The sequence below is a fragment of the Xanthomonas sp. NCPPB 1826 genome (genome assembly GCF_056725285.1).
In genome coordinates this window covers 914040-930648 of sequence record NZ_CM161521.1, presented here as the reverse complement: position 1 = coordinate 930648, position 16609 = coordinate 914040, and the positions used below count along the sequence as shown (strand labels likewise).

The following is a 16609-nucleotide window of genomic DNA, read 5'->3' as shown; positions in this document are numbered from 1 at the left end:
GCATCAGCGCTGCGCGGGACGCGCGCCGGGCGCAGGCGTTGTTGCCGGCGTAGGCACGGCCGACGATGGTGCGGCCGGCAGCTGCGGCGGCTGCGCACGCAGGTAGTCGCGCACCAATGCATCGAGCGCGGCTTCCGGGTCGCCATCGGCCAACTGGCGATCGCGCAGATAGGTGTAGCGCGGCGCGGTCATGCGCTGCGCATCGGCCGCGTCGCGGATGATGGTTGGGCGGATGAACACCATCAGATTGGTCTTGTCGCGATTGCGCGACTTGTGCCGGAACAGCGCGCCCAGCCCGGGCACATCGCCCAGCAGCGGCACCTTCTCCACGGTCTGCCGGTCGTTCTGGTCGAGCAGGCCGCCGAGCGCGACGATGGCGCCGTTTTCCACCACCACGCGGGTTTCGATCTGGCGCTTGTTGAACACCAGCTCGGACGACTGCGCGCTGACCGGCCCGGCAATCGCCGAGACTTCCTGCTTGATCGCCAAGGTGATGCCGCCGGCGGTATTGATCTGCGGGCGCACCTCCAGCTCCACGCCCACGTCCTGGCGCTGGATGGTGCGGAACGGGTTGTCGTTGGCCGCGCCCAGCACTTCGCCGGTGGTGATCGGCACCTCCTGCCCAACCAGGATGCGCGCCTGCTCGTTGTCCAGGGTCATGATCGACGGGGTCGACAACAGGTTGGAGCCGGTGTCGCTCTTGACCGCATCGATGATCATGCCGAACACCGCATCGTTGCTTTGCCCGGCCAGCCCGATCAGGCCGCCGCTCAGGCCCAGCAGCGATTGCGCGGCCACATTGCGCGCCTGTTCCAGCACCGAATCGTCGTCGCCGTTGTTGCTGCGCGTGCCGGCCGCCGCTGCGGCCAGTGGCACGATGCCCGGCGAGGCGCCGCTGTACTGCGTGGCGATCAACGGCACCGTGCCATTGCGCCCGGCCAGCAGCAGCTGCACGCCCAGGCGCTTGGCGGCGGTGTCGGAGATTTCCACCACGATCGCTTCGACCAGCACCTGCTCGCGATGCACGTCCAGCTGACGGATCACATCCATCAAGGCACGCTGGGTTTCCGGGTCGGCATTGATGATCAAGGCGTTGGAGCCGGGATAGCGCACGATTACCGGGCGCTTGCCGGCAGCCGGTGTGATCACCTGCGTCTGCGCAGCGCCTGCAGCGGCGGCGGCCACATCCACCGCGTTGGAGCGCGTGTCCTGCCCGGGCTGCGCCTCGTTGCCCGGGGTCTGCCCGACCAGTTGCTGCAACACCGGCAGCAATTGCTCGGCGCTGGCATGCTGCAGCCGCACCACGCTGACATCGCCGCGGCGTTCGGCACGCCCGTCCAGATCCACCGCGGTGCGCACCACCCGCTGCACTAGCGCCGGGTCGCCGCGCACGATCAGCGAATTGCTGCTTTCCACCGGCAGCACCGACAGCACGTTGCTGCGCTCGCCCCCCTGCCCGAACAACGAGGTCAGCGTGCGCGCCAGTTCCTGCGCGGAGCTATTACGCAAGCTCACCGTGTCGATCGCCGCGCGGTCGGTGTCGATCTGCGCGACCAGGCCGCGCACCCGGCGCAGGTTATCGGCGTAGTCGGCAATCAACAGGCTGTTGCCCTGCGGCATCGCCATGATCACGCCGCCGCGCCCGATCAAGGGCTTGAGGATCTCCGCGGCGCTGCGCGCATCCACGCGTTGCAGGGTGAACACCTGCGTGGCGAATCCGAGATTGCCGTTGGCGGCGCTGGCCGGCTGCTGTGCAGCGGTATCGTCGGGAATGATGCGGTAGGTCGACGGCCCGCTGGACACCGCGATCAAGCCGTTGGCACGCAAGACCGCCAGCAGCATGCCGAGCAGATCCTGTTCCGACATCGCCTGCGCACGCGCCACGTTGACTGTGCCCTGCACGCGCGTGTCCACGATGAAGGTGATGCCGGTGGCACGCGACACATCCTGGATAAAGGCGCGCAGGTCCACATCCTGCAGGCGCACGGCCGGCGCATCGGCGGCATGCAGCGACAGCACCGGCACCGCCGGCAGGGCGAGCAACAACGTGGCCGAAAGCAGCCATCTGGGGCGGGCAGCAGTCATTGCGGGCGCTTCAAGGTCATGGTGTGGGTCTGGCCATCACGGCGGTAGGTCAGCGTGGCCGCCTGGCCATCGCGCAGTTCGTCCTGCAGCTCGCGCAGGTGTTCGGCATCGAGCGTGCGGCCATTGAGTTGGGTGAGCACATCGCCCGGCGCCAGGCCGGCCTGACGCAGCAGCGCACCATCGCCGCGCGGCATCACGGTGAAGCCACTGCCGTCTTCGCTTGCACGCAGCCCGGCGGTGGTCAGCAGTTGTTGCGGGTCAACGGCCGCCGCCGTGGCCGTGCCAGCCGCGGCGCCGACATTCGACGTCACCGCAGGTGCGCCGCCCACTGCTGCAGTCGCGGCCGTTGCCGGCGATGTGGCTGCCGCAGACGCGGTGGATTCCACCAAGGCCAGACGTCGCACGCCGCTACCGGTACGCAGCAGCACGTGATCGCTCGCGATCGCCTGCACCGTCACGCCAAGCACAACGATATCGCCGATGCGATACGCACCTTGCTTGCCATCGCCACTGCTCAAGAACGCGGCTGCCTGCGTGCCACCTGCACGTACGCCATGCAATACGACGCCGTCGCTGCTGCTGCTCTCGGGCACGCTGCGATAGAACACATCGCGGCGCAATGCTGGCACATCCGCACCAGCTGCCGTCGCTGCCTCGGCAGTGCCCAACGGCCCGATCGGGGCGATCACCACCCACACCACGCGCGCGCACTGCAACGCGAGCAAGGCCAGCAGCACGCAGGCCAGTGCGCTGCGGCCGCGCGCCGACATCAGGGGTTTCAAGGAGGGCAAAGCGCGCTGCAAAGCGGACATCCGTCTCAGGATTGCGGTCGGATGACAGAATGCGGCAGCAATGTGTCAGTTCGAAGAAAGTGATGACACAGGCCGACACACGGCGACACAGACCCAGATGCAAACGCCCGCCATGCGAGGCAGGGCGGGCGTTTGCGATACCGGCAGCGGGCGTCGGATCAGAAGCGCGCTGTCACACTCAGGTCATACGTCACGCCGGGCTGGTACTCGTACAGGTCGACCCGGTTGCTGCCCAGGCTCTGATATTCCTGGTACTTGGTCTTGAGCAAGTTGCGTGCGGCGAAGTTCAACGACAGAGTATTGCCCGACCACACCAGGCCCTTCTTGATCACCAGATCCAGCGAGGTGCCGGGCTTGTCGATGTAATCCGGTTGCCCCGGCCGACCACGCGCGGACACCCGCTCGCCGACATAGTTGGCGATCAAGGTGGCCTGGCTGTGGGTGCTCTCGCTTTCCACACCGATCTGCAGGTTGGCGATGTCATCGGACTGCCCCTGCAAGGCCGAGCCATCGCGGATGAACAAGGTCGCCTGCACCGGCGCGGTGAAGCCGAACGGCTGCACGGTGTCGCCATCGCTGGCACTCACCTCCGACTTGGTGCGCGTGTAGTTGCCGGACACGAACACCCGCTTGTCGCCCCACCAGTCGGCCGCGATCGGCAGGTCCAGATATTTCTTGGCCTCCAGCTCGATGCCGTACAAGGTGGCCTCGGGTGCATTGATGAAGCTCTGCACGATGCCGCCGCCGGGTGCATCGTTGACGATGGCTTCGATCGGCTTGTCGATGCTCTTGTAGAACGCGCCGACGGTGAAATACTCGCCCGGCTCGAAGAACCACTCGTACCGCGCATCCAGGTTGACCAGCTCGCTATCGACCAGGAACGGATTGCCGAAGAACTGGCGGTCGATGTCCGGGTCCAGATACTGCTGCGGCGCCATCTCGCGGAACTGCGGGCGCGCGATGGTCTTGGATGCACCAAAGCGTAGCTGCTGGTTCTCGGCAAAGTTCCAGGTCACCGTGGCCGATGGCAGCGCGTAGCTGTTCTCCAGCGGTGCGACGCTGTCCTGGCGCACGCCAGTGAAGATGTCGTACGGATGCACCGCCTGCGTGGCGTCTTCGTAACGCACACCGACGGTGGCGCGCAGGGTCGGCACGATCTCGCCCTCGGCCTGCAGATACGCCGCCTTGACCTTCAGGGTCGCATCGTACGCGGCCGCACCGAAGCTGCCGGTGGTCTCGCGCAGGCGCAGCAGATCGTTGCTGAGGTTGTAATCGGAGATCAGGTAATCCACACGCTGGAACTGGTTGTAGAACGGCAGCGGGCCGTCCAGCGCCAGGAAGCGGAACTCGCGGCTCCACGCGCTGCGGTCGTTGTCCAGATAGGCCAGACCGCCCTTGACGGTGAAGTCGTGCTCGATCGGCAAACGCCAGGTCACATCCACCCCGCCGCTGGCCACCTTGTCGTCGACCTTGCTGAAGCGGGTGTAGTTCTGCACGCGCGAGGCATCGTGCGCCCAGTAGCCATCCAGCAACTCGTAGCGAATGCCGGTTTCGTACGGCACATCGCGGCTGGCATTGGCCACCGCTGCGCGCCATTCGATCTTGAGATCGTCGTACTCGCCGAACGCGTGCGTGCCGCGCAGCTGGTTGTTGATCAGCTGGCGCTCGTACCACTCGGTGTTGTCGTCGCGCACATCGAAACCGGCCAGCTCATCGCGGCCGGCACGGCTGCGTGCCACCTTCAAAGCATCGTGCACATACAAGGTGATCCAGCCGATGGTGTGGCGGCCGTATTCCCAGCCCAGGCCCAGCATGCCGTTGGTGCGCACGTTGTTGCGGGTGGTGGCGAAGTCGTAGTTGGAATTGAACTCGACCGTATCGCCGACAAAGATGCCGTCCTGCTGCTTGCCGGTGCGCGTGCGCCACTCGTTGTCGTAACTGGCCACCGCGATGATGCCCAGCTTGGCCTCGCCCACGTCCATGCTGTAACCGGCACTGCCGCCGACATTGACGTCCGGGGCGATGCTGTCCTTTTCTTGCAGCACATACAGGTTGGCATCGTTCAAGCTGCGCCCGATACGGCGGATGTCCTCGCGCGAGAAACTGCCCAGATCCACGCGCCGGCCGCTCTGGATCGCATCGCGCAACGCGGCAGGCTGCTTGCGGGTGCCATCGTCGTAGCCCCACTCGTCATCACCGGAGCCGTAATAGGTCAGGCCTTTTTCGCCGGTGCTGACGCTGTTGACGCCGCCACCTACAGTCAGCGACAGGAACGGTTTGTCCGGCACCACCATCGACTGCAGATCGATCACGCCGCCGCCGAATTCGCCCGGATAACCGGCCGAATACGTTTTCTGCACGGTCACGCTGGCCAGCACATCGCTGGGGAACAGATCCAGCGGCACCACACGCTGCATCGGCTCGGGGCTGGGCAACGGCGAGCCGTTGAACAATGCCGACGAATAACGCTCGCCCAGGCCGCGCACATACACATACTTGCCGCGCGACAGGCTCAGCCCGGTGACACGCGTCAGCGCCACCGCCGCGCTGCTGTCGCCGGTGCGCTCCATGTCCTCACGGGTGACGAACGATGCCACCTCCGAGGTCTGCAGCATCGGTTCGGGAATGTACTCGCCGCGCACCACGACCTGGTCGAGTTGCTTGGGCGCACTGGTGGCGGTGCTGCTACTGCCGCCGACAGAGCCGGCATCGGTGGTGGTCGACTGCGCCAGCGCAGCGCCGGAAAACAGCAAGGTGGAAATGGAAAGAGACAGGCCCGTCCGCGAGAGACGGGCGACAGCGGAGGTTCGCATCGTGGGAGCCCTGGCAACTGAAAGATGAAGCTGGACGCATCACCAGGCGACCTGATGGCCGCCTGGTGATGCTGTGCCTCAGCAGGGACGATCGGCGGTCAGGCCGCAGGTCCAGCCCTGCCACCAGGTGTCGTTGGCATCGCGCACGCCACCGATGTAGTTCACCTGCTGGAAGAAGCTGCTCACTCCGTTCAAGCCCTGGAAGGCCGGCACGGCGCTTTCGTTTGCGCCATTGACGAAGGTGTTCTGCAACGTGGACACGCCGTTGGCGACGTTGTTGGTGCCGGCCGCGAACTGGGTGGCCGCACGCGCGTCGCTGCCGAAGGCCGTCGGGCAGGCGAAGAACACCGAGTTGAAGGTCCCGAGCGTGTCGGTATCGGCCAGGTTGAAGCACACCAGGCCATCACCAGTGCCACCGGCCGGACGCGTGACGACCGAGTTGTAGAACGCGGCCTGCGTGCCCTGGTTGAGCATGATCGCCGCACCGGCGCGCGCATTGCCCACGTAGGTGAAGTTGGCCACCTTCGGGCGCGAATACGGCTGACGGCGCAGGCTGCTCCACTCGTTCATGCGGTCGCCGCCGCCGGCGCGCTGCACCACGATGCCGAACTGCAGGGCGCCGTTCCAGCCGGCATCGGTATCCAGCGAATCGTCGTCGGCGCCGGTGATCACGATGTGGCTGCCGTTGACGGTGCCACCGAACCATTCGATACCGTCGTCGGAGCTATTGTGGATCTGCACATGATCCAGGCGCGTGCCGCTGCCCACGCCGGCCAGGGTGATGCCCTGCAACTCGTTGTTGGGCGAAATTTCGAAGCCCGAATACATCACCCGCAGGTAGCGCATGGAGCCGCTGTTGTCGGTGGCGCTGTTGCCGCCGTAGAACGCGTTGGTACCTTCCACCTGGGCCTGGCATTCCGGCGTACCGGAGACCGTGGTGCCCGGGCAGTTATTGATGGCCGCGCGGCCCAGCACCACGATGCCGCCCCACAAGCCGATGGTGTTGGCGCTGACCTGACCCTCCAGCGCCTGGCGCGCGGTGAACACGATCGGGGCGGTGGCGCTGCCTTCGGCAAAGATCTGCGAACCGCGGTTGACCACGATGTAGTCGCTACCCGCCGAGCCGAACAAGGTCACGCCCGGCTCGATGGTCAGGATGCCCTGCGTGCTGCCGGCGGCCGGTGCGATGGCGTTGCCGCCGCGGTCAGTGCCCACGTTGACGCGTCCGCTGATCGAATACGCCGTGCCCGCACGTGCCGGCACCACCAGGTTGCCGTTGATGGTGTCCGGCAGCTGGCAGGCGCGCAGCGTGTTGTTGGCGATGGTGCCGACGTTGGAGAAACCGGTCGGGCAATCGGCGGCCGGGCCGGTCGGTGCCGGAGCGGGCGTCGGTGCAGGCGTGGGCGCCGGGGTCGGTGCGGGAGCCGGCGTCGGTGCCGGCGGAAATGCGCCCTCGCCGGGCGAGGCGACACGATCGGCACCACCACCGCAGGCCGACAACGCCAGCGCGGTACCAAAGGTCATGAGAAGTGTCTTGCTGCTATTGCGAACGGACATGCGGCTGATCTCCAGGTCAAAAAAGGTCCGGTATGAAGAGGAGTCGTCAAGAATTGGTTGCGTTCCGCTCACTGCAGTGGCGAGCACGTTCAAGATCCCCGTCACTTTTATAGGGGCTGTCTGTGTCATTTGTCTTACGACGACACAATTGACACATGTCTGCCACACATTGACATGCACTGTAGGGGGATGACGTCGACCCCCATCCCCGCAGCCCTGGGCGACTGGATCATTGCGCAGGCAATGGCCGGCCAGCCGCCCGAACAAGCGCTACAGCCGCTCCTGGATCAGGGCTGGAACGAGCAGGACGCCATCGACGCAGTCGAGGCCCTGCTGCGCGACCACATCCAGCAACACGCGCAGACGCATGGCCTGCCGGCGCCGGTGCGCGTGCCGGCAGTGTTGCAGGACAACGATGCCTCGTTGCTGGATCTGGGCGATCGCCAGGTGCGCGTGCTGGTCAGCCTGCTGCTGCCGCGCGTGGTGGTGCTGGGCGATTTCCTGTCCGATGCCGAGTGCGAGGAATTGATCGCACTGGCACAGCCACGCCTGGCGCGTTCGCGCACAGTGGACAATGACAACGGTGCGCAGATCGTGCATGCCGCGCGCACCAGCCACAGCATGTGCCTGCAGCTGGGCCAGGATGCGCTGTGCCAACGCATCGAAGCACGCATCGCCCGCCTGCTCGACTGGCCCGTCGACCACGGCGAGGGACTGCAGGTGTTGCGCTATGCCACCGGCGCCGAGTATCAGCCGCACTACGATTACTTCGACCCCGCGGCCGCCGGCACGCCGGTGTTGCTGCAGGCGGGCGGCCAACGCGTCGCATCGCTGGTGATGTATCTCAACACGCCCGAACGCGGCGGCGCCACGCGCTTTCCCGATGCGCACCTGGACGTCGCTGCGGTGAAGGGCAATGCGGTGTTCTTCAGCTACGACCGCCCGCATCCAATGACACGCAGCCTGCATGCCGGCGCACCGGTCCTGGCCGGCGAAAAGTGGGTGGCGACCAAATGGCTACGCGAACGCGCGGTGCGCATGCCCGGCTGAGAGCGAAGATTGAAAGCTACGCAGTCGCTGTGGACGAGCATCGCGCACTGCTGTCAACGTTGCACACCGACCATCGCCACCGGTCCTTGCAGCAAACTCACAGCGTCAAGGACAAGCGCACCAGAGAGTTTGCTCACTGCTTTACTGAGAGCTATGCACACCGACCATCTCGACGGGTCCTTGCCCGCTCACCGTCGCGGGACCTTACGCGGCATGGATGCCGCGTAAGAGCCTACATGGACGTACTTGCGGCGTGTCCTGCGATGGTGGGCGGGCAAGGGCCCTGCAGCAAACTCACAGCGTAGAGAACACCGCACCAGAAAGTTTGCTCACTGCTTTATTGAGAGCTATGCACACCGACCATCTCGACTGGTCCTTGCCCGCTCACCGTCGCGGGACCTTACGCGGCATGGATGCCGCGTAAGAGCCTACACGGACGTACTTGCGGCGTGTCCTGCGATGGTGGGCGGGCAAGGACCCTGCAGCAAACTCACAGCGTCAAGAACACCGCACCAGAGAGTTTGTTGGCTGTTTTTATTGAGAGCCATGCACACCGACCATCTCGACAGGTCCTTGCCCGCCCACCGCCGCGGGACCTTACGCGGCATGGATGCCGCGTAAGAGCTACAAGGACGTACTTGCGGCGTGTCCCGCGAGGGTGGGCGGGGCAAGGGCCCTGCAAAAAAATCGCAGACCAGCCGCTCTACAACAGATCTACCCGCGCGACCCAAACATGCGCTTGTCCATCCCCAACATCACCAACCGCAGTGGCGTCCACGCCAGGCACAGGCCGGCGAGGATGCCCAACGTGTCGGCCAGCGCATCGTACGGATCTGCGCTGCGGTTGGTGGTCAGTGCGCCTTGCGCGATCTCGATGCCGATCCCCAGCAGCACCAATCCGAACGCCGCAGACAACAGCGCGCGGCGGGTGGCGAACAGCTGCACCGCCCCCCAGCACAACAGCGCGAACGTCAAAAAATGCTCGGCCTTGTCGCTGTTGGACGGCAGTTCCGGAAACTCTGGCGGCGGCCCCATGCATACCGCAATCACCACCAGGATTGCGGTGATCCACAGGCCGACCCACAACCGCGGCCGCTGGAATGGACGCAGCGCCGGACTCACAACCGCCATGTGAGATCGCCCGCCAGAAATGCCGGCGCAAAATCGACGTCGCGCGCAAAACCCATCACCTGGAAGCGCTCGCCCATTTCGCTGGGCAAGGTCAGCCGCTTGATCTGCTCACGCAGCCGCATGCGCCCTACTTCGTCGGTGCGCGTGTCGGCCTGCGCCAGCAACGCATCCAGGCCGTTGCCGAGCAGAAAGCTCGCCTGCGTGCAGTAGCCGGCCAGTTCGAAACCGGCTCCGGTGCCGGCTTCGGCCAACGCGGTGAAGTCCACCGACGCAGTCAGATCCTGCAGGCCCGGCCAGCGATACAAATCCTCATGCATGCGATGGCGATAGAACGCGCGCAGGGTGCCGTCTTCGCGCTGCGCACGATAGAACTCGCCGCGCGGGTAACCGTAATCGACGAACAACATCGCGCCGCGCTTCAGACCGCCGGCCACCGCCTGGATCCAGTAGGGCAACTGCGGCAGCAACTCGGAGCGATAACCATCGGCGAAGGGCTGCTCCAGATAGCGTTCCAGATGCCGCACCGCTGCGCCCAGCAAGGCATCGGCCGGCTGCTCGCCGCGCGCGAATTGCTGCTGCGCATCCAGCACCACGGTTTCTTCATACACCTCGCCATCGCGCAGCGTGAAGCGCGGCGTGGGCAATGCGTCGATCACTTCGTTGGCGAACAGCACCCCGTCCCAATCGTCCGGGAACGGACCGTCCAGCCACTCCACCAGATCAAACACCGGCGGGATCAGGCTGCGTCCCAACCGCTCGCGCTGACGCTCGCGCAGGTCGGCACTGGGCTCCAGGATCGCGTAACGCTCCGGCAGCGCATCCAGCTCGAGCAGGCGCTTGAGCGTGACTTCGGCAAAGGCACCGCTGCCGCCGCCCACTTCCAGCACGCGCGCCTGCGGCCCGAGCTGCTGCAGCACCGGTGCCAGCGCACCGGACACGGTGGCCGCGAACAACGGCCCCAGTTCCGGTGCGGTGACGAAATCGCCAGCCTCGCCGAACTTGCTGGAGCCGGCGCTGTAATAGCCCAGACCGGGCGCGTACAACGCCAGCTCCATGAAACGCGAGAACGGAATCGCACCACCGGCGGCGGCGATCTCGGCGCGCAGATGCGCGGCCAGCCGGTCGCTATGCGCCAGGGCGTCCGGATCGGGAGTAGGAAGGTCGGCGTGCATGCGGGCACCGGTTGCGGGGACAATGCACAGGATAGCCGAGCCCTTTGCAACGCCGAGCGAGTACGCCATGACAGACAGTTCCAAGGTGGTGTTGATCACCGGTGCAGGTCGCCGGATTGGCGCGCAGATCGCCACCACGCTGCATGCGGCCGGCTACCGCGTTGCCCTGCATGCGCACCGCTCCGGCGAGGCGCTCGGCGCGCGCGTAGCGGAGCTCTGCGCCCTGCGCACCGGCAGCGCGCAGGCCTTGCATGCCGATCTGCGCTTGCCGGAGTCGCCGGCACAGCTGGTCGCCGACTGCATCGCCGCGTTCGGCCGCCTGGATGGCGTGGTCAACAATGCCTCCGCGTTCTACCCCACCGCGCTCGGCGCAGCGACAGCCGCGCAATGGGACGAGTTGTTCGCAGTCAATGCACGCGCGCCGTTCTTCATCGCCCAGGCTGCCGCCGCGCAGCTGCGCCATCATCGCGGTGCCATCGTCAACATCACCGACCTGCACGCGCAGCAGCCGATGCGCAATCACCCGCTGTACGGCGCGTCCAAGAGTGCGCTGGAAATGCTGACCCGCTCGCTCGCGCTGGAACTGGCACCGGAGGTGCGCGTCAACGCGGTCGCGCCCGGCGCGATCCTGTGGCCGGAAGAAGGCAAATCAACAGCGGCCAAGCAGGCGCTGCTCGCACGCACGCCGCTGGCCCGCATCGGCACGCCCGAGGAAATCGCCGAGGCGGTGCGCTGGCTGCTGGACGACGCCGGCTTCGTCACCGGCCACACCCTGCATGTGGACGGCGGCCGCCAGCTCAGTTGAGCTGCAACGGCGCTAGCGCGCCACATCCAGCGCCGGGGCCGCGTCCAGCGCCACCGTCGTGAACGCGATGCCGTGCTGCGGATGCGCCTGCCACAGCGCGGCCAGGGTCTGCCCGCTCAGCGGATCGACAAAGTCGGGCGCGATATCGGCCAGCGGCTTCAACACGAAGGCATGCTTGAGCTCGGGCCGCGGGATGCGCAGATGCCCGGGGCCTTCGATGATGCAATCGCCGAAGAACACCACATCCACATCCAGGGTGCGGTCGCTGAAACGCGGGCCGCTGCGATCGCGGCCGTGCGCATCTTCCAGCGCATGCAGCCAGTGGTCCAGCGCAGCCAGATCCATGTCCGTGTCCAGCGCCACGGCGTTGTTGACGAAGTCCGGCCCGTCGAAGCCCACCGCCGGCGTGCGATACGCCGGCGAGACGGCAAGCTGGCCGAAGCGTGCGCGCAAGGCATCGACGGCCAGGCGCAGGTAATGGGTCGGCTGGACGTTGCTGCCGAGGCTGAGAAGCACGGTGGTCATGCGTTATTCGCGCATGCGGCCAGCGTGGGCGTCAACTGTTGCAATCGTGCCGCACCTGAGCCTGCCCGCCCGCAGCGCGCCAGACCCTGGCCTCAGGCCACTTCCAGCGCATGCGCCACCGCGCGGAACACCCGGCGCATTTCCAGTGGTTTGCGCAGCACATGCACCGGGATATCCGGCGGGAAGTGCGAACGTTGCAGCGGCGCGCCGACATCCTCGAGCACGATCGCCGGGCCGTGATAGCCCAGCTCCTGCATGCTCAACAACACGCTCACCGCCGAGAGCTGGATGATGTCGCTGTCGATGATCACCAGGTCCGGCATCGCGTGCTGCTGCACCAGCTGCAGCGCCGCCGCACCATCGGTGGCCAGCTGCGGTTGATAGCCCTGGCTGGACAAGGCATTGCCCAGCAGCGACAGGCGCGTGGCCTCGCCATCCACCAGCAGGATGCGCTGCCCATGCCCCAAGGCCAGCGGCGGCTCGGTGTCGGCAATCGTCACCGCGGCCGCACGCATCGGCACGATCATGTCGAACCGGGTGCCCTCGCCCAGGCGGCTGTCGACCACGATGCTGCCGCCGTAGCTTTCGACGATGCGCTTGCAGGAAATCAGCCCCAGGCCGGTGCCATCGGCCTTGGTGGTGAAGAACGGACTGAACAGGCGTGCGCGGGTGTCCTCGCTCATGCCCACGCCGGTGTCGGCCACGCTCATGCGCACGCGCGTGCCGTCGTGGCGATCGGCCGACAGGGTCAGCATCCCGCCGCCCGGCATCGCCTGGATCGCGTTCAAGCCCAGGTTGAGCAGGCACTGCTGCAACTCGGTGTAGTTGGCCTCGATGGTCAGATCCAGCGGGATCGTGTCCATCTGCAGGCGCACGCCGTCGGGCAGGCTGCTCTTGAGCAGCATCTGCACGGCCTGGAACAGGCTGGCGATCGACACCTGCTCGCGCGGCTTGTTGGAGCCACGCACGAACGAGAGCATCGACTCGGCCATCTCATGTCCGCGCCGGCCGCACTCGGCCACCACGTTGGCCAACTGGCGCAGTTGCGGATCGTCGGTGCGTCCGGCCAGCAGGTCGGGCACGATCAGCAACGGCTGCAGGATATTGCGCAGGTCGTGGCTCAACCCGGCCGCCAGCATCGCCAGGCTTTCCAGCCGCTGCGCGCGCATCAGCTCGCTCTCCACGCGCTGGCGTTCCAGGTCGGCGCGCGCCTCGCGGATCGCACGGATGACCGCGCTCGGCAGGCGGGTCGGGTTGTGCTTGATGATGTAGTCGTTGGCACCGTCCTGCAGCGCCTTGACCGCGGTCTCCTCGCCCATGGTGCCGGAGACGAAAATGAAGGGCGTGGCGCCGTTCTGGCGCACCAGGCGCAGCGCCTGATGGCCGGAAAAACCGGGCATGCTCAGATCCGACAGCACGATGTCCGGCTGGAATTCATCCAGTGCGGCACGCAGCGACGGCTCGCTGTCCACACGCTCGAACGCCGCATCCAGCCCGGCATCGAGCAGTTGATCGGACAACAGCTCGGCGTCTTCCGGTGAATCTTCCACCAGAAGGATCTTCAGCTGCTCCAGTTTGCCCCCCTCTTGCAGCATGGGTCAGTCCAGCTCCGGTGCCTGATTGATGACCGCCCAGAAGGTGCCGAGCGTCTTGACTGCGTTGAAGAACTGATCCACGTCCACCGGCTTGACCACATAGGCATTCACGCCCAGGTCCCAGCTGCGGGCCAGGTCGCTCTCTTCGCGCGAGGACGACAGGATCACCACCGGCAGACGCTTGAGCGACTCCTCGCTGCGGATCTGCTTGAGCACTTCCAGCCCGTCCAGGCGCGGCATCTTGATGTCCAGCAGCAACACCGCCGGCAGGCCTTCCTCGCGATCGGCGAAGATGCCCCGACGCAACAGATAGTCCATGGTCTCCACGCCGTCCTCGACGTGCACGATGGGATTGGCCAGGCGAGCTTCGCGCAGGGCGTCGACGGCCATTTCCGCATCGGCCGGGCTGTCTTCTGCCAGAAGAATGGTACGGATGGCGGTCATACATTGAACTCTTGGTTGGGCGCTTCAAGCGCAGGTGGAAGCACAAAATAGAACGTGGCGCCTTCGTCGACCGCGCCTTCGGCCCAGACCCGGCCGCCGTGGCGCGTCAGCACGCGCCGCACGCTGGCCAGGCCGATACCGGTCCCGGGATATTCGCTGGCCTTGTGCAGGCGCTGGAACACGCCGAACAACTTGGCGCTGTATTCCATGTCGAAGCCGGCGCCGTTGTCGCGCACGCTGAACTGGTGGCCGCCGTCGGCCATCGGCGTATAGGTGACCTCGATCCTGGCCACCTCGCGCTTGGTGCTGTATTTCACCGCATTGCCGAGCAGGTTCATCCACAGCTGGCGCATCATGTTCTCGTCGGCCACCAGCACCGGCAACGGCGCGATATGCCAGTCCACACGGTGGCCAGTGTTCTCGCTCTGCACGTTGGAATCCAGGATCGCGCGGGTTTCCGACACCAGCGACTGCATGTCCACCGCCTGCAACCGCAGCGCGCTGCGGCCCAGGCGCGAGTACACCAGCAGATCGTCGATCAGCGACGCCATGCGCCGCGCTGAACTGCTGATCACTTCCATGTAGTGACGCGATTTCTCGTCCGCCGCATCGCCCAGGTGGCGCGCCAGCTTGTCGGAGAATCCGGCCACATGGCGCAGCGGCGCGCGCAGATCGTGCGAGACCGAATAGCTGAAGGCTTCCAGTTCGCGATTGACCTCCGACACCTGCTCCACCTTGCCTTCCATCTGCCGGTTGAGCTCCTGGATGCGCAGCTGCGAGGCCTTCTGCAGGCTGATGTCGCTGACCGTCATCAGCACCACGTCTTCGTCGCTGGTGTCCGGCAACGGCATGCGCCGCGCGTTGATCAACATGGTGCGCAGCACGCCATCGGCGGCGCGCTGCTCGTGTTCGTAGTCCCACAACTCGCGGCCGCGCAACAACACATCGGCCAGACGCTGATGGATCTGCGCATCGCGCCACACGCCCCCGCCCACGTCCTCCAGCGGCATCGATTCGTTGCCGCGCTCGTCCAGCCCGTACAACTCGGCAAACGCCGGGTTGTGCAGCAGGATGCGCTGGCCGGAATCCAGCAGCACGATCGGCTCGCGTACGGTCTGCAGCACCGACGACGCGCGGCCGTTGGCGCGCAGGTATTCCTGTTCGGCGGCCAGGCGGCGACGGATCTGCCGCTGCAGCAACCAGGTCACCGTGCCCAGTAGCAGCAACTGCACCACCAGCGTGCCCCAGCTCAACACCGCGTAATGCGCGCGTTCGGTGTCGGCACGCGCGTTACGCAACTCCAGCAGCTTGCCCTCGGCATCCTGCAACTCGTCGATCAGCACGCGGATCGGGTTGTTCAGGGTCATGTCGTTGATCAGCAGACGGATCTGCTCCGGCGCGGTGGTCACCGCAATCCGCTCGGCCAGCAACAGGCGCCGCTCGATCGTGCTCTGGATGCGCCCCATCCGCACCTGCTGTGCGGGGTTGTCCTTGGTCAGCACGATCAGCCGCTGCACCGCGGCCAGCGACTCGCGCCGGCCGCGCCGCATGCGCTCCAGCAGGGCCGGGCGCTGCACGCCATGCGAGCGCATCAAGGCCGCCGATTCGGTGTCGCGCATCGCCGCTTCCAGGCGCTGGGCGGTCTCCTGCACTTCCTGGCTATGCGACACCCATACCGCGGCCTGGTTGGCGTTGTGCGCCATCTGCTGCAGCAGCAACGACGGCACCACCACAATCAGGAACACGGCAACTGCCAGTAACGGCAGGCGCCAGCGATCCCATCTGTCTTCTTGGACCGTTGTCTGCATTGCTAGGTCGGTATCCGCTCGCTGCCAGGGCCCCGAAGGCAAGTCGGCATTGTCTCCGATCAGGCCCAGGATGAGATTAACGATTCAGCCTGATCACTCCCACGGCGACATAGCTGAATGGGCATATCATAAGTGCAGTAAACGTGAAAATGGTGCGAGCGCGTCACCCGCCTGTCGGCTTGCCTGAGGTCGCGCACGGGCAACAAAAAAGGCGCACTCCGTGGAGTGCGCCTCGTGCTCGGTTCAGCCGCCTCGCCTCGGCTGGCCCGGCATTTGCTACCGCTGCAATTACATCTTTGCAGCAACGACCTTCAGGCCGGTGGACTTGACGCTCTTGACGCCTTCGATGCCCTTGGCAACTGCCACGGCCTTGTCATGCTCGGCCTTGGTGGCAACCGTGCCGGTCAGGGTGACGATGCCGTTCTTGGTCTCGACCTTGACGTCGGTGCCCGACACATTGTCGGTGGCCAGCAGATCGGCCTTCACCTTGGTGGTGATCCAGGTATCGGTCACCGGCTTCTTGGATTCGTTGATGTTGTCGGCAGCGTGATCCTTGTGCGCAGCGTGCTCCTGCGGCGCAGCGAATGCCTGCGAGGCACCCAACGTCAGACCGAGCGACAGCGCCAGGGCCAGCAACTTGCGTGCATGTGTGATGTTCTTCATCGGATGTACCCTCCTGTGAATGTGGCGGCAGTCTGCAGTGGCGCTCGTCGTGCACACGTGACTGCCGGATGCAGGGGTTGTGAACCCGGCGCACACGGGTGGGTGCAATACCATGCAGGCCTCCTCCGTCGTTGCGATGAACCGTTTTC

At 65.8% G+C, this 16609-nt stretch carries 13 protein-coding genes; 2 read left to right on the top strand and 11 right to left on the bottom strand.

From position 1 onward, the window contains the following. Nucleotides 1–3: 3 nt before the first annotated feature. From gspD to AC1PLA_RS03960, 4 genes are all read right to left on the bottom strand, one after another. Nucleotides 4–2085, bottom strand: a complete 2082-nt coding sequence (gspD, locus tag AC1PLA_RS03975; protein WP_481105634.1) for a type II secretion system secretin GspD — start codon at nucleotides 2083–2085, stop codon at nucleotides 4–6. Continuing rightward, nucleotides 2082–2897 carry a type II secretion system protein N gene (locus AC1PLA_RS03970; protein WP_481105633.1) on the bottom strand — a complete coding sequence of 272 codons (816 nt, stop codon included), beginning with the start codon at nucleotides 2895–2897 and terminating at the stop codon, nucleotides 2082–2084. The genes gspD and AC1PLA_RS03970 overlap by 4 nt, the downstream gene beginning before the upstream one ends. A 158-nt stretch (nucleotides 2898–3055) precedes the next feature. Further along, entirely contained in the window at nucleotides 3056–5710 is a 2655-nt protein-coding gene (locus tag AC1PLA_RS03965) for a TonB-dependent receptor domain-containing protein (RefSeq protein WP_481105632.1), read from the bottom strand. Nucleotides 5711–5788: 78 nt separating this feature from the next. After that, nucleotides 5789–7267 (bottom strand): hypothetical protein, encoded by a 1479-nt coding sequence (locus AC1PLA_RS03960; protein WP_104595494.1) that lies wholly within the window; start codon nucleotides 7265–7267, stop codon nucleotides 5789–5791. Between the two features lie 189 nt (nucleotides 7268–7456). On the opposite strand from AC1PLA_RS03960, the gene AC1PLA_RS03955 reads away from it, so the two are divergent. Further along, on the top strand, nucleotides 7457–8317 hold the full coding sequence (locus AC1PLA_RS03955; RefSeq protein WP_481105631.1) for a 2OG-Fe(II) oxygenase: 861 nt from the start codon (nucleotides 7457–7459) through the stop codon (nucleotides 8315–8317). Nucleotides 8318–9031: 714 nt separating this feature from the next. On the opposite strand, the gene AC1PLA_RS03950 is transcribed toward AC1PLA_RS03955, so the two are convergent. Together AC1PLA_RS03950 and AC1PLA_RS03945 are read right to left on the bottom strand one after the other, a co-directional pair. Continuing rightward, nucleotides 9032–9448, bottom strand: coding sequence for a VanZ family protein (locus tag AC1PLA_RS03950; RefSeq protein WP_102583443.1), 417 nt, complete (start codon nucleotides 9446–9448; stop codon nucleotides 9032–9034). Next, nucleotides 9436–10689, bottom strand: coding sequence for a class I SAM-dependent methyltransferase (locus tag AC1PLA_RS03945; RefSeq protein WP_024939666.1), 1254 nt, complete (start codon nucleotides 10687–10689; stop codon nucleotides 9436–9438). Before AC1PLA_RS03945 ends, AC1PLA_RS03950 begins: the two co-directional genes overlap by 13 nt. Here AC1PLA_RS03945 and AC1PLA_RS03940 point away from each other — a divergent pair. After that, entirely contained in the window at nucleotides 10688–11425 is a 738-nt protein-coding gene (locus tag AC1PLA_RS03940; protein WP_481105630.1) for a pteridine reductase, read from the top strand. The genes AC1PLA_RS03945 and AC1PLA_RS03940 overlap by 2 nt on opposite strands. Nucleotides 11426–11437: 12 nt before the next feature. On the opposite strand, the gene folK is transcribed toward AC1PLA_RS03940, so the two are convergent. From folK to AC1PLA_RS03915, 5 genes are all read right to left on the bottom strand, one after another. Further along, entirely contained in the window at nucleotides 11438–11950 is a 513-nt protein-coding gene (folK, locus tag AC1PLA_RS03935; RefSeq protein WP_016900856.1) for a 2-amino-4-hydroxy-6-hydroxymethyldihydropteridine diphosphokinase, read from the bottom strand. Between the two features lie 92 nt (nucleotides 11951–12042). Then, the gene (locus tag AC1PLA_RS03930; RefSeq protein ID WP_039523449.1) at nucleotides 12043–13545 is read right to left on the bottom strand and encodes a hybrid sensor histidine kinase/response regulator; all 1503 of its coding nucleotides are present in this window, start codon (nucleotides 13543–13545) and stop codon (nucleotides 12043–12045) included. A gap of 3 nt (nucleotides 13546–13548) precedes the next feature. Further along, on the bottom strand, nucleotides 13549–13989 hold the full coding sequence (locus tag AC1PLA_RS03925) for a response regulator (RefSeq protein WP_016900854.1): 441 nt from the start codon (nucleotides 13987–13989) through the stop codon (nucleotides 13549–13551). After that, entirely contained in the window at nucleotides 13986–15797 is a 1812-nt protein-coding gene (locus AC1PLA_RS03920; RefSeq protein WP_481105629.1) for a sensor histidine kinase, read from the bottom strand. Before AC1PLA_RS03920 ends, AC1PLA_RS03925 begins: the two co-directional genes overlap by 4 nt. Nucleotides 15798–16085: 288 nt before the next feature. Further along, nucleotides 16086–16460, bottom strand: a complete 375-nt coding sequence (locus AC1PLA_RS03915) for a BON domain-containing protein (protein ID WP_016900852.1) — start codon at nucleotides 16458–16460, stop codon at nucleotides 16086–16088. Between the last annotated feature and the right edge of the window lie 149 nt (nucleotides 16461–16609).